The sequence below is a fragment of the Bradyrhizobium arachidis genome, assembly GCF_024758505.1.
Lineage (GTDB): Bacteria > Pseudomonadota > Alphaproteobacteria > Rhizobiales > Xanthobacteraceae > Bradyrhizobium > Bradyrhizobium manausense_C.
Map to the genome: position 1 here is coordinate 8,301,451 of NZ_CP077970.1, position 23,406 is coordinate 8,324,856.

Annotated in this window: 21 protein-coding genes; 9 read left to right on the forward strand and 12 right to left on the reverse strand. The window is 64.9% G+C overall.

All coding sequences use genetic code 11. From position 1 onward, the window contains the following. Positions 1 to 83 precede the first annotated feature (83 nt). From KUF59_RS38505 to KUF59_RS38515, 3 genes are all read right to left on the reverse strand, one after another. Entirely contained in the window at positions 84 to 581 is a 498-nt protein-coding gene (locus tag KUF59_RS38505) for a TPM domain-containing protein (RefSeq protein WP_212461949.1), read from the reverse strand. A gap of 5 nt (positions 582 to 586) precedes the next feature. Then, on the reverse strand, positions 587 to 1,477 hold the full coding sequence (locus tag KUF59_RS38510; protein WP_212461948.1) for a TPM domain-containing protein: 891 nt from the start codon (positions 1,475 to 1,477) through the stop codon (positions 587 to 589). 198 nt (positions 1,478 to 1,675) lie between these two features. Next, a complete protein-coding gene (locus KUF59_RS38515) occupies positions 1,676 to 2,278 on the reverse strand; it encodes a LemA family protein (protein ID WP_212461947.1) in 603 nt (200 codons plus the stop codon). A 247-nt stretch (positions 2,279 to 2,525) separates the two neighbouring features. On the opposite strand from KUF59_RS38515, the gene KUF59_RS38520 reads away from it, so the two are divergent. From KUF59_RS38520 to KUF59_RS38530, 3 genes are read left to right on the forward strand one after another with little or no spacing between them, the layout of a single operon-like run. Continuing rightward, positions 2,526 to 3,380 (forward strand): enoyl-CoA hydratase, encoded by an 855-nt coding sequence (locus KUF59_RS38520; protein WP_212461946.1) that lies wholly within the window; start codon positions 2,526 to 2,528, stop codon positions 3,378 to 3,380. A gap of 4 nt (positions 3,381 to 3,384) precedes the next feature. After that, positions 3,385 to 4,533, forward strand: coding sequence for an acyl-CoA dehydrogenase family protein (locus tag KUF59_RS38525; RefSeq protein ID WP_212461945.1), 1,149 nt, complete (start codon positions 3,385 to 3,387; stop codon positions 4,531 to 4,533). Between the two features lie 16 nt (positions 4,534 to 4,549). Further along, the gene (locus tag KUF59_RS38530) at positions 4,550 to 5,746 is read left to right on the forward strand and encodes an acyl-CoA dehydrogenase family protein (RefSeq protein WP_212461944.1); all 1,197 of its coding nucleotides are present in this window, start codon (positions 4,550 to 4,552) and stop codon (positions 5,744 to 5,746) included. A gap of 264 nt (positions 5,747 to 6,010) precedes the next feature. Here KUF59_RS38530 and KUF59_RS38535 read toward each other — a convergent pair whose 3' ends face one another. The 3 genes from KUF59_RS38535 to KUF59_RS38545 all read right to left on the reverse strand — a co-directional run bounded on the left by KUF59_RS38535 (position 6,011) and on the right by KUF59_RS38545 (position 10,436). After that, positions 6,011 to 8,332 (reverse strand): xanthine dehydrogenase family protein molybdopterin-binding subunit, encoded by a 2,322-nt coding sequence (locus KUF59_RS38535; RefSeq protein WP_212461943.1) that lies wholly within the window; start codon positions 8,330 to 8,332, stop codon positions 6,011 to 6,013. A gap of 185 nt (positions 8,333 to 8,517) precedes the next feature. Beyond that, on the reverse strand, positions 8,518 to 9,393 hold the full coding sequence (locus KUF59_RS38540) for a dihydrodipicolinate synthase family protein (protein ID WP_212461942.1): 876 nt from the start codon (positions 9,391 to 9,393) through the stop codon (positions 8,518 to 8,520). Between the two features lie 65 nt (positions 9,394 to 9,458). Next, the gene (locus KUF59_RS38545) at positions 9,459 to 10,436 is read right to left on the reverse strand and encodes a VOC family protein (protein ID WP_258767914.1); all 978 of its coding nucleotides are present in this window, start codon (positions 10,434 to 10,436) and stop codon (positions 9,459 to 9,461) included. A 223-nt stretch (positions 10,437 to 10,659) separates the two neighbouring features. Between KUF59_RS38545 and KUF59_RS38550 the strand changes: the two genes are divergently transcribed. Beyond that, a complete protein-coding gene (locus KUF59_RS38550) occupies positions 10,660 to 11,526 on the forward strand; it encodes a S1C family serine protease (RefSeq protein WP_212461940.1) in 867 nt (288 codons plus the stop codon). Beyond that, entirely contained in the window at positions 11,523 to 11,894 is a 372-nt protein-coding gene (locus KUF59_RS38555; protein ID WP_212461939.1) for a response regulator transcription factor, read from the forward strand. The genes KUF59_RS38550 and KUF59_RS38555 overlap by 4 nt, the downstream gene beginning before the upstream one ends. Positions 11,895 to 11,896: 2 nt before the next feature. On the opposite strand, the gene KUF59_RS38560 is transcribed toward KUF59_RS38555, so the two are convergent. The 4 genes from KUF59_RS38560 to KUF59_RS38575 form a co-directional block, all read right to left on the reverse strand. Further along, complete coding sequence (locus KUF59_RS38560) at positions 11,897 to 12,970, reverse strand: sensor histidine kinase (RefSeq protein ID WP_212461938.1); 1,074 nt, start codon at positions 12,968 to 12,970, stop codon at positions 11,897 to 11,899. Beyond that, on the reverse strand, positions 12,957 to 13,649 hold the full coding sequence (locus KUF59_RS38565; protein WP_212461937.1) for a response regulator transcription factor: 693 nt from the start codon (positions 13,647 to 13,649) through the stop codon (positions 12,957 to 12,959). Before KUF59_RS38565 ends, KUF59_RS38560 begins: the two co-directional genes overlap by 14 nt. A 97-nt stretch (positions 13,650 to 13,746) precedes the next feature. Continuing rightward, positions 13,747 to 14,298 (reverse strand): hypothetical protein, encoded by a 552-nt coding sequence (locus KUF59_RS38570; protein WP_212461936.1) that lies wholly within the window; start codon positions 14,296 to 14,298, stop codon positions 13,747 to 13,749. Between the two features lie 126 nt (positions 14,299 to 14,424). Then, positions 14,425 to 16,761 carry a Tex family protein gene (locus tag KUF59_RS38575; protein WP_212461935.1) on the reverse strand — a complete coding sequence of 779 codons (2,337 nt, stop codon included), beginning with the start codon at positions 16,759 to 16,761 and terminating at the stop codon, positions 14,425 to 14,427. A 388-nt stretch (positions 16,762 to 17,149) separates the two neighbouring features. Between KUF59_RS38575 and KUF59_RS38580 the strand changes: the two genes are divergently transcribed. Next, positions 17,150 to 17,437: a hypothetical protein gene (locus KUF59_RS38580; RefSeq protein ID WP_212461934.1), complete on the forward strand. Its 288-nt coding sequence runs from the start codon at positions 17,150 to 17,152 to the stop codon at positions 17,435 to 17,437. Positions 17,438 to 17,670: 233 nt separating this feature from the next. Here the strand turns inward: KUF59_RS38580 and KUF59_RS38585 are convergent, their stop codons facing one another. After that, positions 17,671 to 18,513, reverse strand: coding sequence for a hypothetical protein (locus KUF59_RS38585; protein ID WP_212461933.1), 843 nt, complete (start codon positions 18,511 to 18,513; stop codon positions 17,671 to 17,673). A gap of 199 nt (positions 18,514 to 18,712) precedes the next feature. Here KUF59_RS38585 and KUF59_RS38590 point away from each other — a divergent pair, with 199 nt between their 5' ends. Beyond that, positions 18,713 to 20,188 (forward strand): amidase, encoded by a 1,476-nt coding sequence (locus KUF59_RS38590; RefSeq protein WP_212461932.1) that lies wholly within the window; start codon positions 18,713 to 18,715, stop codon positions 20,186 to 20,188. 15 nt (positions 20,189 to 20,203) lie between these two features. Here the strand turns inward: KUF59_RS38590 and KUF59_RS38595 are convergent, their stop codons facing one another. Then, the gene (locus KUF59_RS38595) at positions 20,204 to 20,518 is read right to left on the reverse strand and encodes a hypothetical protein (RefSeq protein WP_212461931.1); all 315 of its coding nucleotides are present in this window, start codon (positions 20,516 to 20,518) and stop codon (positions 20,204 to 20,206) included. Positions 20,519 to 20,754: 236 nt separating this feature from the next. Here KUF59_RS38595 and KUF59_RS38600 point away from each other — a divergent pair, with 236 nt between their 5' ends. Further along, on the forward strand, positions 20,755 to 21,210 hold the full coding sequence (locus tag KUF59_RS38600) for an RbsD/FucU family protein (RefSeq protein WP_212461930.1): 456 nt from the start codon (positions 20,755 to 20,757) through the stop codon (positions 21,208 to 21,210). Between the two features lie 455 nt (positions 21,211 to 21,665). Next, positions 21,666 to 23,327 (forward strand): type 2 periplasmic-binding domain-containing protein, encoded by a 1,662-nt coding sequence (locus KUF59_RS38605; RefSeq protein WP_212461929.1) that lies wholly within the window; start codon positions 21,666 to 21,668, stop codon positions 23,325 to 23,327. Positions 23,328 to 23,406: the final 79 nt, after the last annotated feature.

Genomic DNA, 23,406 nt, shown 5'->3' on the forward strand with positions numbered 1-23,406 from the left:
GCCGAAGAGGCGAGCACCTCAGGGTGACGGTGAGAGGTCTGAGCACGCCGCTTCCAATGACAGAGCATGGGACGACGTTGGGGCTACATCACCACCGGCTGGTCCGGCAGCTCATTCGTATGCGGGCCTCCCGGCGGAAAGTGCTTGGCCAGCTCGCGCGACACCGCATCGATCCCTGCCAGCACGCCGCCTTCGAACTGACCAGCGCGAAACTCGGCTTCCATCGCGCGGCAGATCTTTTCCCAGCCATCAGCGCCCACCTTCGCGTCGATGCCGCGATCGGCGACGATCTCGACGTCGCGATCCGCAAGCAAAAGATAGATCAGGACGCCATTGTTGTGCGCGGTGTCCCAGATCCGCAAATGCGAGAAGACGTCGAGCGCGCGCCCGCGTGCCGGCTGGTTGCGGAACAGCGGACGGCCGTCGAGCGCGCCTTCCACCACGAAGCGGACCTGGCCGGAATGGGTGGTCTCGCTTTGCCTGATCGCCTGCTCGATCCGGTCGAGCACCTTTGGCGTAAAGATCTGCTTTGCCCGCCAATTGTGCTGCACGAGATGTCTGGCAATACGCGTGATGCTCATGACCGCTACCAGCTCCCCGACGCGCCGCCGCCACCAAAACTGCCACCGCCGCCGCTGAAGCCGCCGCTGCTGCTCGACGACGATCCGCTGCTCCAGCCCCCCGACGAGGACCCGCTCGACCACGAGCCGCCGCGCGACGATCCCGTGCCAGGCCCGGCCGCGTTGAGCAGGTCGGCCACGAATCCGATGATGAAGCCGATAATGCCGGCGATGATCGAAATCGTGACGGAGCTGACAAAAAACCACGCTATAATCGAAATGATGCCGCCGGCCACCAGTGATCCGAGCAGCCGCCCCAGGATGGCACGGAAGAACCCGCCGATCCCCAGTGAGCCGAACATTGTCACCGCAAAGAGCGGCCCGAACGCATCAAAATCAGAGTTATCGAAGTTCACATTGCGCGAGGGCGCAGGCAGCGGCTCGCCGTCGACCACGCGTATGATGCGGTCAACGCCGGCGCCGATGCCGCCGGCAAAATCGCCGCTCCTGAATTTCGGCGCGATATTTTCGTCGATGATGCGCCGGGAGGTCACGTCCGTGAGCGCGCCTTCGAGGCCATAGCCGACTTCGATGCGCAGATGCCGGTCGTTCTTGGCAACGATCAGGATCGCGCCGTCATCGACCTTCTTGCGGCCGACCTTCCAGGCCTCCGCCACCCGGATCGAGAATTGCTCGATGGTCTCGGGTTGCGTCGTCGGCACGATCAGCACCGCGATCTGGCTGCCCTTCCTGTCTTCGAACGCCTTCAGCTTTTGCGTCAGCGCGGCGATGTCGCCGCTCGACAGCGAGCCGGTCTGGTCGACGACGCGGCCGGTGAGTTGCGGCACCGCGACGTCGGCTGCCGCGGCGAACGCCCAGCCGAGGAACAGCGCAAGCAGCAACAACCTCGCTGTCATCGCCCGGCTCGCCGCCTTCGCCAAAGCTATGGCGGCCGAGCACCCCCGCGGCCCGGCGTAGCCTTGGCGGAGCCGGGACCGGGCGATCCAGTATCCAGGAGACGCCAGCGGGATATGGAGGGGCCGCTGCGTACTGGATTCCCCGCCTGCGCGGGGAATGACGGCGGAGGGGATGGCGCGCATGGGCAGCCGATGGCGCTACTTCGACGGCGCCGGGTTGAAATCGACCTTCGGCGCGGTCGAGATCTCCTTCTCGTTCTCGACCGAGAAGTTCGGCTTGTCCTTGTAGCCGAACATCATCGCGGTGAGGTTGCTCGGGAACGAGCGGACGGTGGTGTTATATTCCTGCACCGATTTGATGTAGCGGTTGCGCGCCACGGTGATGCGGTTCTCGGTGCCCTCGAGCTGCGACATCAGGTCCTTGAACAGCGCGTCCGACTTGAGTTGCGGATAGTTCTCGGTGACGACCAGGAGCCGCGACAGCGCGCTGGAGAGCTCGCCCTGGGCGGCCTGGAATTTCTGGAACGCGGCCGGATCGTTGAGGACCTCCGGCGTCGCCTGGATGCTGCCGACCTTGGCGCGCGCGTTGGTGACCCCGAGCAGCACGTCCTTTTCCTGCTGCGCAAAGCCCTTCACCGAATTGACGAGATTGGGGACGAGATCGGCGCGGCGCTGATACTGGTTCACGACCTCCGACCAGTTGCCCTTGATCTGCTCATCCTGGCTCTGGATGGCATTGTAGCCGCAATTGGTCAGACTCAGCGACGCGAGCGCCGCCAGCACGGTCAGGAACTTGCGCATGAAATTTCTCCCGGTGGAATCTCCGGGCCTAGATACCAGATTGAACCGCCCGGGTGTCGAGATTTTCTTCTGTCATTCCGGGGCGCGAAGCGAACCCGGAATCTCGAGATTCCGGGTCTGGTGCTGACGCACCATCCCGGAATGACGAGCGGGCGCAAAGCAACGTAGCCGGCTGACGCAAGCCTCTTGCCTATCTCCGGCCGGCATAGTCACATGGAGCCATAATAAGAACGCCACGGAAACGCCAATGACCTCGTTCGAGACCATCCTCGTGGAGAGGCCGGAGCCGGCAATCACCCGCATCGTGATGAACCGGCCCGACGCGCGCAACGCGCAGAACCTGCAGATGACATACGATCTCAACGCCGCCTTCGACGCGGCGGTGCAGGACGACGCGGTCAAGGTCATCATCCTGGCGGGTAGCGGCCCGCACTTTTCGGCGGGCCACGATTTGCGCCCGGGGCCTAAGAATTCAGCCGGCGTCGATTTTCCGCCGATCGGAAATTGGGGCGGCTTCGCCGAAGCTGGCGCCCACGGCCGCTTCGCGCGCGAGCAGGAGATCTATCTCCAGATCACGCGACGCTGGCGCAACCTTGCCAAGCCGACGATCGCGGAGGTGCACGGCAAGTGTATCGCCGGCGGGCTGATGCTGGCCTGGGCCTGTGACTTGATTGTCACCAGCGACGACGCGCAGTTCTGCGATCCCGTCGTCACCATGGGCGTGTGCGGCGTCGAATGGTTCGTCCATCCCTGGGAACTTGGTCCGCGCAAGGCCAAGGAATTCCTGTTCACGGCAGACAGCTGGAGCGCGCAGGAGGCGCACCAGCTCGGCATGGTCAATCACGTCGTGCCGCGCGCGGAGTTGTCGTCCTCGGTGCTCGCGCTGGCGCGCAAGATCGCGGCAAAGCCGTCCTTCGCGTTGAAGCTGACCAAGGAAGCCGTGAACCGTTCGGTCGATTTGATGGGCCAGCCTGCGGCGATCGACCAGGCCTTTGCGCTGCATCAGCTCTGTCACGCCCACAATCTTCAGGAATTTGGCATGATCGTCGACCCCTCCGGCCTGCACCCCTCGGTGCGCAAGCCGCCGACGGCCGCGGAGTAACGCAATGGATCTGAATTTGAGCGACGAGCAGCGGCTGCTACGCGAAAGCGCCGAGCGCTTCATCGTCGAGAGCTACGATGCCGATCATCGCCGCCGCATGGCGAACGATCCGCAAGGTTTTAGTCCTGATGTCTGGAAGCAGTTCGCCGAGCTCGGCTGGCTGGCGCTGCCGATTCCAGAAGCCTATGACGGGCTCGGCGGCGGCGCGGTCGACATCGGCATTTTGATGGAAGCCTTTGGTCGCGGCCTCGTGTCCGAGCCTTATATCGCGACCGTCGTGCTCGGCGCAGGCCTCGTCGAAAAATGCGGCAGCGAGCAGCAGAGGCGGGCCATTCTGCCGAAGGTTGGCGACGGCTCGCTCAAATTGGCATTCGCGCATTCCGAGCGCGTCGCGCGGTTCGATCTTTCCAACGTCGCGACCGTTGCCAACAAGACCGTGCAGGGCTGGCGCCTCTCGGGCAACAAGATCGCGGTGCTCGACGGCCACGCCGCCGATGAGATCATCGTCTCCGCGCATGTCCACGATCATCAGGGACCGTCGGGTCGGATCGGCTTGTTCCTGGTGCCGGCACAGACCCCGAGCCTCGTGATGTCAGATTTCGCGCGCCTCGGCGGCGGCCGCGCCTGCAACATCGAGCTCTCGGACGTGCACCTTACCGAAGACGCCCGGCTCGGCGGCGGCGAGGACACCCTGCCCGCGATCGAATGGGCGATCGACCGCGCCATGGCCGCGCTCGGCGCCGAAGCCGTCGGCATCATGCAGACGCTTCTGGACGCGACGCTGGAGTACACAAAAATCCGCAAGCAATTCGGCCGGCCGCTGTCGGCCAACCAGGTGATCAAGCACCGGCTCGCCGACATGGCGATCCAGTGCGACGAGTCGCGCTCGATGGCGCTGCGCGCGGCGCTGAAGGCCGACGCCGAGCCTGTCGAGCGCGCGCGAGCCGCCTCCGGCGCCAAGGCAAAGATCGGCAAATGCGCGCGCTTCGTTGGTGAACAATCGATCCAGCTTCACGGTGGTATGGGCGTCACGAATGAACTCGAAGTCGGCGCCTATTTCCAGCGGCTGGTCGCCTTCGACACGCTGTTCGGCGGCAGCGCGCACCACTATCGCCGCCATGCCGAGCTTGGCCGCGCCACCGTTCCGGCCTGACCGAAGGGAGCGCAACATGGATCTGTCCTTCAATGCCGAGGAGCGCGCCTTCCAGGCCGAGGTCAACGACTTCATCGCCAAGAATCTCACCGACGAGATGAAGCGCGCCACTGCGCTGACGCCGTCGGTGTTTTCCGACCCCGACATCGGCATGGCCTGGCAGCGCACGCTGCACGGCCGCGGCTGGGGCGCGCCGGGCTGGCCGGTCGAGCATGGCGGGCCGGACTGGACGCCGGCGCAGCGCTGGATTTTTGAGACCGAATGCGCGCGCGCCGGCGTGCCGAATGTCAACGTGATGGGCGTGAAGATGGTCGGCCCCGTCATCATCGGCTTCGGCTCGCCGGAGCAGAAGAATTTTTACCTGCCGCGGATTCTTTCCGGCGAGGACTATTGGTGCCAGGGCTATTCCGAGCCGGGCTCTGGCTCCGATCTCTCCTCGCTCAAGACGCGCGCGGTGCGCGAGGGCGACGACTACATCATCAACGGCACGAAGATCTGGACCACGCATGCGCACCATGCCAACCGCATGTTCGCGCTGGTGCGTACCAGCGATGGCCCGCGGCAGCAGGACGGCATCAGCTTCATCCTGATCGACATGAAGACCCCGGGCATCACGACGCGCCCGATCCTCACCATCGGCGGCGACCACGAGGTCAACCAGGTGTTTTTCGACGACGTGCGCGTGCCCATCGCCAACCGCGTCGGCGACGAAGGCAAGGGCTGGACCTACGGCAAATATCTGCTCGAGTTCGAGCGCGGCTCGGGCATTGCATCGGCCAAGCTGCGCGAAGGTTTGCGAGCGATCGCGGAGCTTGCGGAGTCCGACCTGACGGGACGCGCGATCGATGACGCTGACATCTGCACCCGCATCTCCGAGGTGGAGATCGACATTGACGCGCTGGAGATGACCGAATTGCGCGTTCTTTCGGCGCTGCAGACCGGGCAAAATCCCGGCGCGGTCTCGTCGATCCTCAAGCTGCGCAACAGCGAAATCCGCCAGGCGGTGACGCGGCTAGGCGCCGACGTCATCGGCCACGACGCCCTCGCCGTCGAGCCGATGCGCCCGCTCTACAAGCTCAACCACGAGTCGGCGATTCCGGAGGACATGCTCACGGTCATCCCGGAATATCTCAACGGCCGCGCCTACACGATCTTTGGCGGCACGTCGGAAATCCAGCGCGACATCATCGCGAAGATGATGCTGGGGATTTGAGGGGCGTGTGGCGCACCGCACTCCGCCGTCGTCCCGGACAAGCGAACTCTTGGCGACGCGTAGCGTCGTCCAGAGTGAGCGCTGATCCGGGACCCATAACCACAGGCGGATGTGGTTACGGGGGCTCGGAGTTGTCAGCTTCGCTCCACAACCGCTTCCTGTGGTTATCGCGACGAGCGCAAGCGCTCGCGCGGGGGTCCCGGATCGGCGCGCGCTTGGGGCGCGCTTGTCCGGGACGACAGGTGGGTATGTGGCGGGGGAGACCTAACCCGCCTTCGCTTCCCTGATCGCCTGCCAGATCTTTTGCGGCGTCAGCGGCGTGTTGAGCTGGGTGATGCCGAGTTCGCTGAGCGCATCCATCACGCCGTTGGTGACGCAGGGCGGGCCGCCGATGGCGCCGGATTCGCCGCAGCCTTTGGCTCCGAGCGGATTGGTGCGGCAGGGCGCGGAGTCGTCGAGCGTGACCACAATCGCGGGAACGTCGTCGGCGCGGGGGATGCAGTAGTCCTGATAGCTCGCCGTGAGGAGCTGGCCTTCGGCATCGTAGGCGACGCCTTCGTAGAGTGCCTGGCCGATGCCCTGCGCGACGCCGCCATGGATCTGGCCGGTCACCAGCATCGGGTTCACGGCAACACCGACATCGTCGACGGTGGTGTAGCGCACGACGCGGGAGACACCGGTTTCGGGGTCGATCTCGACCTCGCAAATATGGGTGCCGTTCGGCCAGCTCGGACCGTCGGCCTTTCCTTCCGAATCGACGCTGAGCTTTGCATCGCTCTCCTTCTCCGCGAGCTCGAACAGGCTGATGCGGCGGTCGGTGCCGACCACGGCGAGGACGCCGTCGCGGTATTCGATATCCTCGACCGAGGTCTCCAGGATGTTCGACGCCTTCTCCCGCGCCTTCTGAATCAAATCGTTGCTGGACACCGCGACCGCGGTGCCGCCGACGAACAGCGAGCGCGAGCCGACGCTGCCAAAACCGGTAGCGAGATCGGTGTCGCCCTGCACGATTTCGATCTTGTCCATGGGGATGCCGAGCGTGTCTGAGATCATCTGGGTGTAGGTGGTCTGCAGGCCCTGCCCCATCGCCATGGTGCCGGAATGCAGGATGACACGACCTTGCGCAGTCGCGTGCAGGCTGACTTTCTCGTTGTGGACGTTACCGCCGGTCCATTCGATGTAGGAGGTCAGGCCGCGGCCGTAGAGCAGGCCCTTCTTCTTCGCGGCGCGCTTGCGCGCGGCAAAGCCGTCCCAATCGGCGAGTTTTGTGGCGCGGTCGAGCAGGTGCGCGAAGGCGCCGGAATCGTAGACCTGGCCGGCCGCATTCCTGTAGGGCAGTTGCGCCGGCTTGATGTAGTTCGCTTTGCGGATCGCGCGCGGATCCATGCCGATCTTTCGCGCGGCAGCGTCAAACAGGCGCTCGACGATGAACACGGCCTCGGGCCGGCCCGCGCCGCGATAGGCGCCGACGGGAGCGGTGTGGGTCATCACCGTCTTCACCTCGAAATGCACCAGCGGCAAATCGTAGACACCGGTCTGCACGAAGGGACCGAGCACCAGCGGGATGATGTTGGCGGCACCCGACGAATAGGCGCCGGTGCAGCCGATCGACTTGACGCGATAGGCCAGCACCTTGCCCTTCTCGTCGAGGGCGAACGACGCGGTCGAGGTCAGATCGCGGCCATGCGTGCCGCCGACGAATTCGTCGGTGCGATCGCCGCGCCAGCGGATTTTCTTGTTCAGCTTGGTCGCGGCATAGGCGACGATGCCGTCCTCCGGATAGAGGTTGGTCTTCTGGCCAAAGCCGCCGCCGATGTCGCCGACGAGCACACGCACGCTGTCCAGGGGCCGCTTCAGCACGGCGCCCGCGAGCACGTCGCGGGTCGAGGCCGGCGTCTGCGACTGCACGTGCAGCAGCAGGCGGCCGGTCTTCTTCTCGATCTCGGCAATCGTCGAGCGCGGCTCCATCGCTGACGGCACCAGCCGCTGGCTGACGATGTCGAGCTCAACCGTATGCGCGGCCCTGGCGAAGGCGTCATCGACCTTGGCGGCATCGCCATAGCTCATCGCGCCGACGATGTTGTCGGGCGCCTCGCCCCACACCACGGGCGCGCCGGGTTTTACGGCTTCGACGGGATCGACGACGGCGGGCAGCACCTCGTACTCGACCACGATCGCCTCGGCCGCGCTCTGCGCCTCTACGCGCGACGTCGCGACCACGGCCGCGACCGACTCGCCGGCGTAGCGCACGATCTCATGGGCGAGCAGCCGCCGCGGCGGCACCGTCATCGGCTTGCCGTCGGGACGCTTGAAGATGTTGAGCGTCGGAATCTCGCCGATATTGTCCTTGACGAGGTCGGCGCCGGTGTAGATCGCGGTCACGCCAGCAAGCGCGCTGGCCGCGCTGGTGTCGATCGACAGGATCTTTGCGTGCGCATGGGGCGAGCGCAGCACGTGCAGCCACAGCGCGCCGTCTTCCGGCTTGTCGTCGATGAACTGTCCCTTCCCGGTGAGCAGCCTCTGGTCTTCCAAACGCTTGACGGGCTGCCCCGCTCCGAAACGCATATTGCCGGGAAGAATGTTCATTCCAATAGGTCCTCAAAGTGAAGTGCGGGCCGCCTTTTAGCGGATCGACGCCGGGCAGGCCAGCCGCGGTTTTGGGCGGGCTGGACCCACATTTTCACCCTCCATCATTCCGGGATGGTCCGAAGGACCATACCCGGAATCTCGAGATTCCGGGTTCGATGCTGCGCATCGCCCCGGAATGACGACTAACTCACCTCCCGCAGCGCCGCTTCCACCACCTTGCGTTGCTCCTCCGTCAGCGCGGCCTGCGGCGGGACGGGATCGCCAACGTCGTAGCCCTGGATTGCAAGGCCCGCCTTGATGCAGGCAGCGAGGTTGAAGCGGGCGAAGGCTTCGTTGATGCGCCACAGCTTCCGCTGCAGCGTCATGGCTGTATCCCAGCGGCCGGCCCTGCAGAGGTTGTAGAGCTCGACGCTCTGGCGCGGGATGATGCAGGCGGGCCCGGCCATCCAGCCGAGGCCACCGATCAGCATGACGGCGGCGGGAATGTGGGCGGAGGCCGAGAACACGCGGATGCCATCTCCGCAGCGGTTCATGATCGAGAGCAGCCGGCCGGTGTTGGTCGAGGCGTCCTTGATGTAGCCGATGCGCGGATGTTCGGCGAGGCGCGCGATCACGTCGAGCGTCAGATCGGAGCGCTGGAATTGCGGATTGGTGTAGATGACGACGGGAATGTCGACGGCATCAGCAATGCTGCGGAAATAGGATTCGATCTGCGCATCGGCAATCGGGAAGTAGGCTTCCATGATCGCCAAAATGCCGTTGGCACCGAGTTCCTGGTAGGCCCTCGCCTGCGCCACCGCGTCCGCCGTCGAAGTCGACGCCACGCCGGCCACCACCGGCACGCGACCCTTCGCAGCCTCGATCGTGGTCCGTACCACCGCCGTGCGCTGCGCGGCATTGAGATAGGCGAATTCGCCGGTCGAGCCGAGCGGCGTCAGTCCATGGACCCCAGCACCGATCAAATCGTCGCAGAGTTTGCCTAGGACTTTTGTGCGCACAGTGCCGTCGGCATCGACGGGCGAGACGAGATAGGGAAAGACGCCGTGAAATTCGGACATGTCGGGGGTGGATCCCGGAAAGCTGGGTTGCGCTCTCCGGGTCTTAGCAACGCGCGCAGCCTTGATCAAACCTTGATCAGCCGCACCCGCGTGCCCCAGGGATCGACGGCCTCGACGCCGTTCGCGAGCGCCTCGACCTTCGCGCCCGCCTTGCGCAGGCGCGCTTCCTGGGCGGCGAGCAACTCCTGCTTCTCAGTCACCAGCGAAAACCATGCGAGGCCCGTCATGCTGTCGTCGCGGCGGCCGGCGCCCTGGCTCTGCCAGACGTTCATGCCGAGGTGATGATGATAGCGGCCTGACGACAGGAACGCCGCGCCGTTGCGGCGGCGGGTCGGATCGAGGCCGACCGTGCCGTGATAAAAATTCTCCGCCTGCGCGAGATCGCCGACGCGCAGATGCATATGGCCGACGCGCAGGCTATCCGGCGCCTTGGCGTAGTCGCTGACGCGCGTGTTGGTGAGCGACAACAGGTCCGGGATGTTGAGCTCGTCGGTCGCCATCTTCACAGAACCCTCGCTCCACTGCCATTGCGATGGATCGCGATCGGCATAGACCTCGATGCCGTTGCCTTCGGGATCGTCGAGATAGACGGATTCAGAGACGAGATGGTCGGCAAAGCCCGACAGCGGCACGCGGTGGCTCGCGGCATGCACCAGCCAGCGCGCGAGATCCTTTCGCGTCGGCATCAAGAAGGCCGTGTGGTAGAGGCCGGCCGCGCTGCGCGGCTCGATCACCGCCTCGGGGCGCGCCTCCAGTACCAGCAGCTTGACGCCGCCGGCGCCGAGTTGCGCTGAGGCTGTGGAGCGCTCCATCACCGTCAAGCCGAGCATGTCGCGATAATAGTCCGCGACGACATCGATCTGCTTGACCCGCAATGTCACCATGCCGACCCGCATCGGCGTGCGGCTGGCATAGGTCGGCCCGCTGCCTTGACCACCGCCTTGCGTATTGCCCTCCGCCCGCGCCGCGCCTGCTGCAGCCGCGGCGAGCGAGGTCGCGCCGGCGAGTTGAAGAAGGGTGCGGCGGGTGAGGTCGATGGTCATCGTCGTGAGGCTCGCTGAAATGTCTTGCGCGCCCCGGGGGAGCGCAAACCTGCGCCCCCGGGGAGCACCAACCCGGCCGATTGCTACACTTTCCCGTGACCGGCTCCCAATCACATGTTCGTCGGATCGGCCTATCCGGGCACCGCAAAGCGCAGTCCTGCCCATCCGGCCAGTTTTCGCGGACCGCCCGACATCCCAGATTGAGGGCAACAGGAGCCTTGCCATGACCGACCTCACCCCCCTCACCTCGCTCTCATCAGCCCTAGCGGACGTCGTCGCGCGCGCCGCGCCGTCCCTCGTCTCCGTGCATTCCCACCGCCTGCGAGCCTCCGGCTTCGTCTGGAAGCCCGGCTTGATCGTCACTGCCGATGAGGCGCTGGCCGATGACGGCGACGTCGAGGTCAAGCTGCCGGACGGCAGCACGAAGCCAGCCAAAATTGCCGGTCGCGACCACACCACCGATATCGCGCTGCTGCGGGTCGAGACCGACATCACCCCGATCGCGCTGTCATCCACCGTGCCGGCGCTGGGCTCGCTCGCCGTCGTCGTTGCCGCCGACCGCGGCGCCGCGACGGCCGCGCTCGGCATGGTCTCGCTGGCGGGCGCGCCGTGGCGGAGCCTGCGCGGCGGCGAGATCGACGCCCGGGTCGAGCTCGATGTGCGCCTGCGCCACAGCCAGCAGGGCGGGCTCGCGCTCGACACATCGGGGCAGCCGTTCGGCATGGCCGTGCTGGGGCCGCGCCGCGTGCTCGTCATCCCCACGGCGACCATCGCGCGTGTCGCAGTGCAGCTCGAGGCGCGCGGCCGCATCGCGCGCGGTTATCTCGGGCTTGGCCTGCAGCCGGTGCGGCTCGATGACGGGGTCGGCGCGATGGTGATGAACGTCGACAACGCCGGGCCTTCGGCTGCGGCCGGGATCAGGCAGGGAGACGTGATCGTGGCCGTCAACGCCGAAAAGCTCTCCGGCGTGCGCGCGCTGGCGCGGACGCTGGGGCCGCAGAGCGTCGGCTCGACCGTCGACATCGCGGCGCGCCGCGGCGGTGAACCCGTCAGCTTCAAGGTCACGATCGCCGAAAGGCCCGAGGCGTGAGCGAAGACGATACGCCCGACATCGCGATCGCGCTCGATATCGACGATCCCGTGCTGGCTGACCGGCTGGCGGCGCTGCTCGACGGCGTCGCCGGCCTGCGTCTTGCCGCACCAGACGAGGCCGCGCTGACAATCGTCTCGCGCGACCGGCGTGCGGCGCCATCAGCCGATATCGCCCTGACGCCGCGCGAGCTCGACGTGCTCGGCCTGATGGCCGAGGGTGCCTCGAACAAGATGATCGCGCGCCAGCTCCGAATTTCCGTGCACACCGTGAAATTCCACGTCGGCTCGCTGCTCGACAAGCTCGATGCCACCGGCCGCACCGATGCGGTCGCGCATGCGGCCCGTCGCGGCGTGATCAATCTGTAGGGCTAGCCCTTGGTGCTCGGGAATGTGAGCTTGAATTCCAGCCCCGGCACGTTGTCGGAGAGCTCGATCTCGGCGCCATGGAGGCGCGCGATCGCCGCGACGAGGCTGAGGCCAAGACCATTGCCGGGCGTGTAGCGGCTCTGCTCGAGCCGATAGAAGCGCTTGAACACGTGGTCGCGCTGGTCGGCGGGAATGCCGGGGCCATCGTCGGCCACCGCGATCACGGCGCCGCCCTCGCCCGCCTTGCAGGTCACAATGACGCGACCGCTCGTACGGCCATGCTTGATTGCGTTATCGACGAGATTGGCAATCGCGTCGAACAGCAGGTCGCGGTCTCCGGTCACCGGCACGTTCTTCTCGCCCGCGAGGGTGAGACGGGTGCCGTCCTGCTCCGCCGCGGCATCGTAGAGCTCGACCACTTCGCTGGCGATCTCGGCCAGATTCAGGTCGCGAAACCCTCCCTTGCGGGCGCGGGTCTCGATCTCCGAGATCCGCGTGATCGAGGTGAACATGCCGAGCACCGCGTCGAGATCGGCGATGGTGTCGCCGATCAGCGCCGCATCGGTCTCGCTGTTGCGGGGCGCGTGATAGGCCTTCTCCAACCGCCCACGCATCCGCGTCAGCGGCGTGCGCAAATCGTGCGCGACGTTGTCGCTGACCTGCTTCACCTCCCCCATCAGCGTCTCGATGCGGTCGAGCATCTGGTTGAGATTTTCTGCGACGCTGTCCCATTCGTCATGGCTGCCGCGCAGTGGAATGCGCTGATCGAGCCCCGACAGCATGATGGCGCGGCTGGTGGCGTTGATCTGCTCGATCCGCCCGACCGTCCGCCGCGTCACCAGCACGGCGGCGACACCCGCCAGCACCAGGAGCAGCACGGCGAACGCGATCAGCGCCAGCTCGATCGTGGCCGCAAAGCTGTCGTGGTCGCCGACATCGCCGAGGCGGCTGCGCACATAGGCAAGCGTCGCGAAATAGACATAGGCTATGATCGCGGAGACGATCAGGCCGAACGTCGCGATCGCGACCAGCGCCAGCTTGAATGTCGAGGATTTGAGCGTCTTAGCCAGGAGCACGGAGACAATATCCGATGCCGCGGATGGTATGGATCAGCGGATAGGCCTGGGCATCGTCGACCTTGCGGCGGACGCGGCCGACATAGACGTCGATGATGTTGGTCGAGGGATCAAAATGCAGGTCCCAGACGTGCTGAAGCAGCATCGCACGGGAGACGACGCGGCCCTCGTTGCGCACGAGATATTCGAGCAGCTGGAATTCGCGCGGCAGAAGCGGAATCTTGCGGCCGCGCCGGCTCGCGGTGCGCGCGATCAGGTCGATGGCGAGGTCGCCGACGCGCAAGATGGTTTCCTTGGCGATGGTCTCGCTGCGGCGGCCGAGCGCCTCCAGCCGCGCCAGCAGCTCGACGAAGGAATACGGCTTGACCAGATAATCGTCGCCGCCGGCGCGCAAGCCGCGGACGCGATCGTCGACCTCGCCGAGCGCTGAGATGATCAGGAAGGGCGTGCTGACGCCATCGTCGCGCAACTGGCGCATCACGGTGATGCCGTCGATGTCGGGCAGCATGCGGTCGATGGTGATGACGGCGTAGTCGCGGGCGGTGCCGTGGCTCAGCGCCTCGCGGCCCGTTGCGGCGAGATCGACCTCATAGCCTGAGGTCGTCAACTCCTCCACGAGCTGGCCTGCGGTCTCCAGATCGTCCTCGACGACCAGGATGCGGCGGTGACCTCCCGTCATGACATGCTCCGCGCGACGATCGCCGCCAGACTATCCCGTTCCGGGGCAGGGCGGAACTGCCCGGCGACGATCGCGACAATGGTGCGGTCCGCCGATACTAATACCAGTCGTCCCCGCACACATTGACCCATTGCCAGCCATAGGGCGTCCAGGTCCTGCGCCAGCAGCCGTCGTCGTAATAGTTGGCGTAGACGAAGGGCGCGCCGACGAAGGCGAACCGGTGGAAGCGATGATGCCGGAAGAAGAAGGCGTGGCGTCCGACGAAGGGCCTGCCGTGCCAGGCCGTGCCGGCAAAGCGCGGCCCGAAGGCTGCGCGGGTCGCTAACGGCGCACCGGCAAAGCGTGCCCCGATGGCCGCGCGGGCGGCCATTGGCGCACCTGCGAAACGCGGAGCAAAAGCCGCACGCGCCATCGGCGCGCCGCCGAAGCGGGCGCCGCTGAAATGAGCTCCGCCCATGCCGCCAACCCGCATGCCACCGCCCATGCCACCGACGTGCATGCCGCCACCACCAAAATGCCCGCCACTGAAGCCGCCATGGCCGCCGCCGCCAAAGCCTCCACCGGGACCTCGCGCCAGCACCGGCGAAACGACGGCCACGGTCGCGGCGATCGTCGCCGCGACGAGGCCCGTGAGAAGCCTGTTGCTCATCGAAAAACCCTCCTGTCTTGCGGCGACCTGGCGCGCCGCGAGGAGGATTAGAAGATGAGACGGCGTGCCCGCCTTCAACTTACAAATGCGCCAGATTCTGACGCCGGAGTTAGTTTGGAAGGCTTGTCACACCCGCTTGCCGCCGCTCTTTTCCGCTGCGCGGCGCAATGCCTCGGCCAGCGCGCCGCCACCGGAGGATTCCTGCGGCTTGCGCAGGGCCGATGACGTCATCTTGCTTGGGCTGCGCGTATTGTCGCGCGCCATGCCCGGCGCGTCCTTCTTGGCACCGACCTCGTCGTCGAGCCGCAAGGTCAGCGAGATGCGCTTGCGGGCGACCTCGAAGTCCAGCACCTTCACCTTGACGATGTCGCCGGGCTTCACCACCTCGCGCGGATCCTTGATGAAGGTCTTTGACATCGCCGAGATGTGCACGAGGCCATCCTGGTGCACGCCGATATCGACGAAGGCGCCAAAGGCGGCGACGTTGGTCACCGTGCCCTCCAGGATCATGCCCTTCTGCAGATCCTTGATCTCCTCGACGCCTTCCTTGAACACCGCCGCCTTGAAGGCCGGGCGCGGGTCGCGGCCGGGCTTTTCCAGCTCGCGCAGGATGTCAGTGACGGTCGGCAAACCAAAGGTCTCGTCGACAAAATCCTTCGGCTTGAGGGTACGCACGATCTCGCTGCTGCCGACCAGCGCCTTGATGTCGCTCTTGGTGGCGCTCAGAATCCTGCGCACCACCGGATAGGCTTCCGGATGCACACCGGAGGCGTCGAGCGGGTCCTCGCCGCCGAGGATGCGCAAAAAGCCCGCACACTGCTCGAACGCCTTCGGTCCGAGCCGCGGCACGTCCTTCAGCGCTTTCCGCGACTTGAAGGGGCCGTTGGCGTCGCGATGCTGCACGATGCTCTGCGCGAGGCCCGCGCCGACGCCCGATACCCGCGCCAACAGCGGCGCCGAGGCCGTGTTGACGTCGACGCCGACCGCGTTCACGCAATCCTCGACCACGGCATCGAGCGATTTTGCGAGTTTTGCCTGACCGAGGTCGTGCTGGTACTGGCCGACGCCAATCGCCTTGGGCTCGATCTTGACCAGCTCGGCAAGCGGATCCTGCAAGCGCCGCGCGATCGAGACCGCACCGCGCAGCGTGACGTCGAGCCCGGGCAGTTCCTCCGAGGCGAAGGCCGAGGCCGAATAAACGGAAGCGCCGGCTTCGGACACCACGATCTTGTTCATCTTCAATTCGGGCAGGCGCTTGACGAGCTCGGTTGCGAGCTTGTCGGTCTCGCGCGAGGCGGTGCCGTTGCCGATCGCGATCAGGTCGACGCGATGCTTGATCGCGAGCTTGCCAAGCGTTGCGAGCGACTCATTCCACTGCCGCTGGGGCTCGTGCGGGTAGATCGCGGTGGTATCGACCACCTTGCCGGTCGCATCGATCACGGCGACCTTGACGCCGGTGCGATAGCCGGGATCGAGGCCCATGGTGACGCGGGCGCCGGCGGGCGCCGCGAGCAGGAGGTCGCGCAAGTTCGAAGCGAAGACGCGCACCGCTTCGGTCTCGGCCGCATTCCAGAGACGCATGCGCAAATCGATGTTGAGATGCACCTGGATTTTGGTGCGCCAGGCCCAGCGCACGGTGTCGATCAGCCAGCGATCGGCGGCGCGCTTGAGATCGGTGATGCCAAAGCGCTTCATGATCTTCAGCTCGTACGCGCCCGGTACGCCGGCGGGCGGCGCTTCCGGCTCGGCCTGAATCTGGAGATCGAGGATCTCCTCCTTCTCGCCGCGGAACATCGCCAAGATTCTATGCGACGGCAATTTCGTCAGCGGCTCCGAGAACTCAAAATAGTCGGCGAACTTTTCGCCCTCGGTGTTCTTGCCCTTGCGCACGGTCGAGGCCATGCGCGCATTGGTCCACACGTCCTCGCGCAAGGCGCCGATCAGGTCGGCATCCTCGTCGAACCGTTCGACCAGGATCGCGCGGGCACCATCGAGCGCGGCTGCGGCGTCTGCGACACCCTTCTCGGCGTCGACGAAGGTTTCCGCAAATACCTTCGGATCGGTGTCGGGCTTGGCCAGCAACTGGTCGGCGAGCGGCTCGAGGCCGGCTTCCCTGGCGATCTCCGCCTTGGTACGCCGCTTCGGCTTGAACGGCAGGTAGATGTCCTCCAGGCGCGCCTTGCTGTCGGCGGCCATGATGGAGGCTTCAAGCGCGGCATCGAGCTTACCCTGCTCGCGAATCGATTCGAGGATGGCCTTGCGGCGGTCTTCGAGCTCGCGCAAGTAAGCCAGGCGCTCTTCCAGAGTGCGCAATTGCGCGTCGTCGAGCGCGCCGGTGACCTCCTTGCGATAGCGGGCGATGAAGGGAACGGTCGAGCCTTCGTCGAGCAGCGTCACCGCGGCCTGGACCTGCTCCTCCCGTACACCAAGCTCTTGCGCAATCTTTTGATTGATGTTTGCCACGCGAGAATCCCTCTGTCCAAGCACGCGACGCAACCGAACACCGGCTACGGGGATGCCGCTTATGGACCAACCTCGGCCGATTCATCAAGGTGCGGCGGGGAACCTTCGACAGGGGATTTTATCGCGCAGGCCAAATCCGGTCATCCGCCATCTCGCCACATTTCTTCGTTGACGGCGGGAAACGAGTCCGGATCGTCGTCGTTCCGCACCGCGACGTACGCCTGCGGCCACACATGGTTCGCAAGAAACCATTTAGTATCGCGACGAAACGCTCCTGAAACAGAATAATCTCGAACCGGATGAACGATTTTGAATGTGGGCGCGACCCAAGTCCGATAGCGCTCGCGACCAGCAATGGTGCGTAGTCAAGATTCGAACGGAGATTGAGATGAAGCGTCTTTCTTTTATCACGGGTATCGCCTTGGTCGCATTGAGCGCAGCGGCAGCCTCGGCCGCGGAGCTCCCGAGCTATGAGGTCGCGGGCATGCCGATCTCGACTCATCAGGTCGCGGTGATCGGCGCCGCCAACGTGCAGGAGCAGTCCACAATCGCCTCGCTCAGCGCGGGCGGGATGCCGGCCTCTCCGGCCCAGATCATGGTGTTGTCGTCGCATCATCGGGTCGTGGAGCAGGCCGCGGTGGTTTCCTCCGACACGGTCGGCGTCTCGACGCGCTGACGTAATTCTCCCCCCCTTTTCCCTGAAGCAGCGACAGGAAGGACCGGATGCCAACTGGCATCCGGTCTTTCCACTTTTCCGCGCGCCGCGATATCCACTTCGCTTGAAAACGACCTATCGCGGCAGCCGGCCGCTATGCTTTGATGGCCGCGTCTGAGGCGAGCGATCGCCGATCTCACCGCCTACGACCTCTATCTGCGCTGAGGGACTGACTGCGGCCGCGAGCCGCCCGATCAGAAATCTGTCGCACGCTCAAGGTGGCTGCCGTCGTTCACGGTGAAGGCCATGGCTGCTACCGAGGCCCGGCCGCTTGTATAGACGCGCTGATGCGACAGTATGCAGGCGGCATAATCGGGAACGGCCTCACCCTCGGTCTTGCGGCGCTCCAGTTCGGCCATGGTGACGTTTCGGCACAGCCTTGGCGCAAAGGGCCGCATCCAGCCGTCGCCGTTGCCGCGTCCGACGATGACCAGCATCGATGCCGGCCGCGATCCTTTCCAGCTCACGACACAGGAGCTACCGCGCTGAAGCTGTAGCAATCCGCCGAGGGTCCCGAGGCCGAGCCCCTCCGGCAATGAGGCGCAGCGGTCCGTCGTCCAGTCGCCGTCGCCAAACGCAAGCCAGTTTTGAGGCGCCTTCTTGAAATGCTCCCTCAGCTCCGTCATCAACGACCGGTTCTGCAAGTCGATAGGTTGATCCGGATCCAGCTTGAACGGAAAGCGCGCCAGATCGCCACCCTCAGGGCCGACGACGAACATTCCGTAGACGTAACCGAGTCTCACGAGCTCCGGATGAGTCTCGACCAGCTTGCCGTCGAGCTTGACTTCGGCATAGCGCGCATCGAGCTGGAAGACCGTCGAGACGCGGGCTCCATACTTCTTCTCCATATCGGCCGTGAGCTGGTTGAAATCCGCCATGAGGAAGCTCCGGACCACGGTCGATGCGGATCGGATCGTCTGGGTCGATCGGGGAACGCGCCAGTCCTGCACCAGCTCGCCATAGGCCACGACACCCGCGACCGCGAAGATCGCGGCGATAGCGGCCGTCCATTTCAGCAGGCGTCCCGAAAATTGCACGTGCAGCCCTCGCGCCGATCCGGAGAATGGCGCCGGCCGCGCATTCTGAGGTTGTGCATCAGTGCGGCTTAAGACTTGGTGACTTCGGCACCCGCAATTGCAGCCATGCGCGAAACAGCGCAGCAGCTCTGCACGGGGGCTTTGTTGACTCGACCCCTTGCGAAACTAAGGTGGCGCCGCACGAAAGGGATTGAATCGTATGACTTTGCCGATGAGCTGGACTGAATGGGCGCAGCATGACGGCGTGGGGTTGGCCACACGCGTCAGGAAGGGCGAGTTGAAGCCCGCTGAATTGGCCCGTCAGGCAGCCGCCGGCGTTGCCAAGGTCGATTCCGCGCTGTCCGGCGTGGTCGAGCTGTTCGACGACGTGATCGCCGATCCGGCCAAGGACGGCGCCAACCTCACCGGTCCCTTCGCCGGCCTGCCGTTCCTGATGAAGGATCTCGGCCCGACCATGAAGGGCCGTCTCCAGGAAATGGGTTCGCTCTTGATGCGCGGCAATCGCGCCGCCGCCGATACATTCCTGACGACGAAATTTCGCCAGGCCGGACTGAACCTGATCGGCCGGACGACCACGCCGGAATTCGGCGTGTGCAGCTCGGCCGACAATCCGGCGGTCTACGTCACGCGCAATCCCTGGCACACCGACTACACGACCTGCGGCTCGTCAGCGGGGAGTGCCGCGATGGTCGCGGCCGGTGTGGTGCCGATCGCGCATGCGACCGACGGCGGCGGCTCGATCCGCATTCCCGCCGGCGTCAACGGCAATATCGGTCTGAAGGTCTCGCGCGGCGTGTTCTCGCTGGCGCCGATGATGTCCGATCTCACCGGCCTCGTCTCGATCCAGGGCTGCCAGTCGCGCAGCGTGCGCGACACCGCGGCCTTCGTCGATCATGCGAGAGGGCCCGCGCCCGGCGAGTTCATGCCGTTCTGGACCACCGCGCAGCCCTACACCGAGATGATCAAGCGCGATCCCGGCAAGCTCAGGATCGCGCTGTCGACGCAATGGGGCGACTATCGCGCGACGCCGCACATCGCAGCCGAGCTGGAGAAGACCGGCCGCTTCCTCGAAGGCCTCGGCCATCATGTCGACTTCGCGCTGCCCGAGCTCGACTTCCGTGCCGCGTTCGACGCGCAGACCACCTGCTACATCAGCAATTTTGCGGTGGTGATCTCCAACATGCTGGCAGCGCGCGGACTGGAGCGGCCGCCGGAAGATCTGATCGAGCCGATGAACATCCGGATCTGGGAGGCCGGCCGCCATACGAGCTTCGCCGACCGCGCGCGCATGCAGGCCGTGTTCAACACCACCTCGCGCGCATTCGGCGCCTTCTTCGAGCAATGGGACGTCATCCTGACGCCGGTCACCGCGCTGCCGACGCCGAAGGTCGGCACGAAGGAATATCTGACGATCTCGGACAATCCTGACGTCTATGACTGGTTCGGCAATCTCTGGCGCAACTTTGCCTACACGCCGCTGGCCAATCTCTGCGGCATCCCCGCGATCTCGCTGCCGATGGCAACCCATGAGCACGGCCTGCCGCTCGGCATCCAAGCCATTGCAAAACAGGCCAATGACGGCCTGCTTCTGCAACTGGCCGCGCAGATCGAGCGCGCCATCGACGGCAAGTGGAACGCGGGCCAGAAGCCCAAGGTGCATGTGACGAACGGCTGAGCGCCGCGACACGCGTCAGTTCTTGATCGCGGGAATAGGCTCCGCCTGGATCTGCCCCTGTCCCTGCTGAAACATGGTCAAGGCCTTGTCCAGCGCCTCGCGGAGCGCGGTGGCCGCCGCCGGGCTGCAACGGATGTGGCCGGTCTGGATCACGTCGATCCGGACGCCGGCACCGACGGGCATCAAGAGGTTCGTCGCCAGCTCGATCTGGATCGTGCCGTTGTGATGGCCGAAGCAGGACACGCCGTCGAAATAGACGAACGGCGCGCGCTCGGCGCTCGCCGGCGAAATGGTCACGCCCGCCTGGTTGGTCGTGTCGGGATCTGCCATGAGGGCTCCTTACAGTCTACGAATGGAACGATCTCGTAGCATGGTTGGTTCGCTTCGACCTGTCGAGCATGATCGCTCGGCAAGCCGGGGAAAATGATGGTCACGACTGCCGCGCAAAAAAACCAGCCCTCGCCCGCGCGATTCATGGTCTATGATGATCGCAGCATACCGCGGCGGCGTTGGCATCGGACAATCCGTCGCTTAGGAGAAGCCGTGGAAATCAAGGGAGGCGCTTCATGCTGAGGTCGATCGATCCACTTCTGAATGCGGATGTGCTCTATGCGTTGCGCGCCATGGGCCATGGCGACGACCTCGTGCTTTGCGACACCAATTTCCCGGCCGACTCGGTCGCGCGCCAGACCGTGCTGGGACGGTTGCTCCGCATCGACAACGTCACAGCAGGCCGGGCGGCGCGTGCGATCCTGTCGGTGCTGCCGCTCGACAGCTTTGTCGACACGCCGGCGTCACGCATGGAAATCGTCGGCCAGCCCGACGAGATCCCTCCCGTGCAGACAGAGGTGCAAGCCGAGGTCGACGCCGCGCAAGGCCGCGCTTTTCCGATGGGGTCGGTCGAGCGATTTGCCTTTTATGAGATCGCGAAGAAATCCTATTGCGTGATCCAGACCGGCGAACGGCGCTTCTATGGCTGCTTCATCTTCAAGAAGGGCGTCATTCCGCCCGACGCAACGTAAAGCGCGATGGCTTTAGGTCGAATCGTCATCGCGCTTTAGCTCTTTGTTTGAGCCGCTGCGCACTTTTCCGGATCATGCTTTAGCTCAATCAAGTCAGCATGATCCGACCGGCTGCGACGATGAACGCGAGATGCTTCCGCATGACCATATGACATCCAGACGACGGCAATCCCCGGATCCCAAATCGTTCATCATTCGCTGCGAGATGATCTGCGCTGCACATTGTCCAGGCTGACGCTCATCTCGCAGCGCGGGACTACAAGACTCCCCTCACCGATTTCGCGGCCGACGCCTGCGCCGGCTTCAACTCCGCGTGCATTCGTTGACATTGATTTGCGCCGTTGCATACTCGCGGCGGCCTCTGTCACCACCTCTACGACATACGGGTCCCACGTCTCCATGGTGCTCAGTCGCCCAAAACTTGACATGAACAACGTCAACATAGGGAGGGTTTCATGGTGAAACAGCAAGAGCACGATCAGCATCCCGCACTGCGGCCGAACCGGCGCTCGGTGCTGAAGGGAGCTGCCAGCGCTGCCGCCCTGGGTACGACCGGGGCGCTCGGCACGTTCTCCGAACTCGCATTGGCGCAGGCCAATCTGCGCGCCCAGATCACGCAAATTCCAGGTGTCGGCAAGGGCGCCCCGACCGACGCCGACTGGCAGAAGGTCGGCGAGCTTTGCCTTGGCCCGACCAAGGCGAGCGTCAAGGAGGGAGAGTTCAAGGGCGTCGAACTCTCCTTCATGGGATTGAACAACCAGAACCTGCACAATCTACTCTTCCGCGGCTTCCTGAAGCCATGGGAGGCCTATACGGGCGCGAAAATTTCCTGGATCGATCTCGCCCAGGCCGACTACAACCCGCGTTTGCAACAGGCGATCGCCACCGGCACAGTCGACTTCGACATTCTCGAGATGGGCGCGCCGTTCGAAGGCGATGTCTGCGGCAAGCGCCTGGCGTCGGAAATGCCGGACTGGGTCAAAAAGCAGATCGATATCGATGACTATGTCGATTATTTGAAGCCGCCGGTCGGCACCTGGAACGGCAAGACCTATCGCGTCACGATCGACGGCGACTGTCACAACTTCAACTACCGGACCGACGTCTTCTCCGACCCGGCTCTCGCCAAGGCCTGGAAGGACGCGGGCAATTCAACCGAATGGGGCGTGCCCAAGACCTGGCAGCAGGTCCAGGCGGTGACGAAATTCCTCAAGGGCAAGAAGATCAAGAACCAGAACGCATTCGGCTATCTCGATGCGCCAAAGCCCTGGGGCGGGTTCGGCTTCTATTTCCTTGGCAGCCGCGCCTCGGCTTACGCCAAACATCCCGACGACAAGGCGTGGCTGTTCGACGTGGAGACGATGAAGCCGCGCATCAACAATCCGGCCTGGGTGCGCGCCATCCAGGACGTGATCGACGCGCTACCCTTCGAGCCCGCCGATCAGCTCAACGCCGATCCGAACACCACCGGCTTCCAGCAGTTCCTGGCCGGCACCGGCTCGATGATCCCCTGGTGGGGTGACATCGGCCAGGTGGCGAAGGCGAGCGACACCTCGGTCATCGGCGATGTCGTCGGCTTCGATATCCTGCCAGGCTCGGACGATGTCTACAATTCCAAGACCGGCCAATGGGACAAGCTCGCGAGCGGCCCGAACCATGCCCCGAACTGCGCCTATCTCGGCTGGGGCGTCTATGTGATGGCAAGGGTCAATGGCGACGAGAAAAAGCACAAGGCGGCCTGGAGCGCGGCCGCGCATCTCGGCGGCAAGGACCTGTCGCTCTGGATGGTGATGTATCCCTCGGGCTTCCAGGCCCACCGCACCAGCCATTTCCAGTTCGACGAGTGGGTGGCCGCAGGCTACGACCGGAAGTACATCACCTCCTATCTGAACTCGCAGCTCGCCTCCTACAATCATCCGAACCGCGCGGTCGAGCCGCGTATCCCCGGCATCTTCCAGTACTACAGCATTGCGGAAGACGAACTGACCAAGATCTTCGCCGGCAAGGTTGATGCGCAAACCGGCGCGAACAACATTGCCGCGGCCTGGGAAAAGCTGACCGACCAGATCGGCCGCGAGAGGCAGATCGGGCTCTACAAGGCGTCTCTCGGCGCGTAGCTTCCCGAATTCCGCGAGACCATCGATCCTCGGCTGGCGCCGTTTCAGACGCCAGCCGAAAACTTGCCCCGCGGCAGAA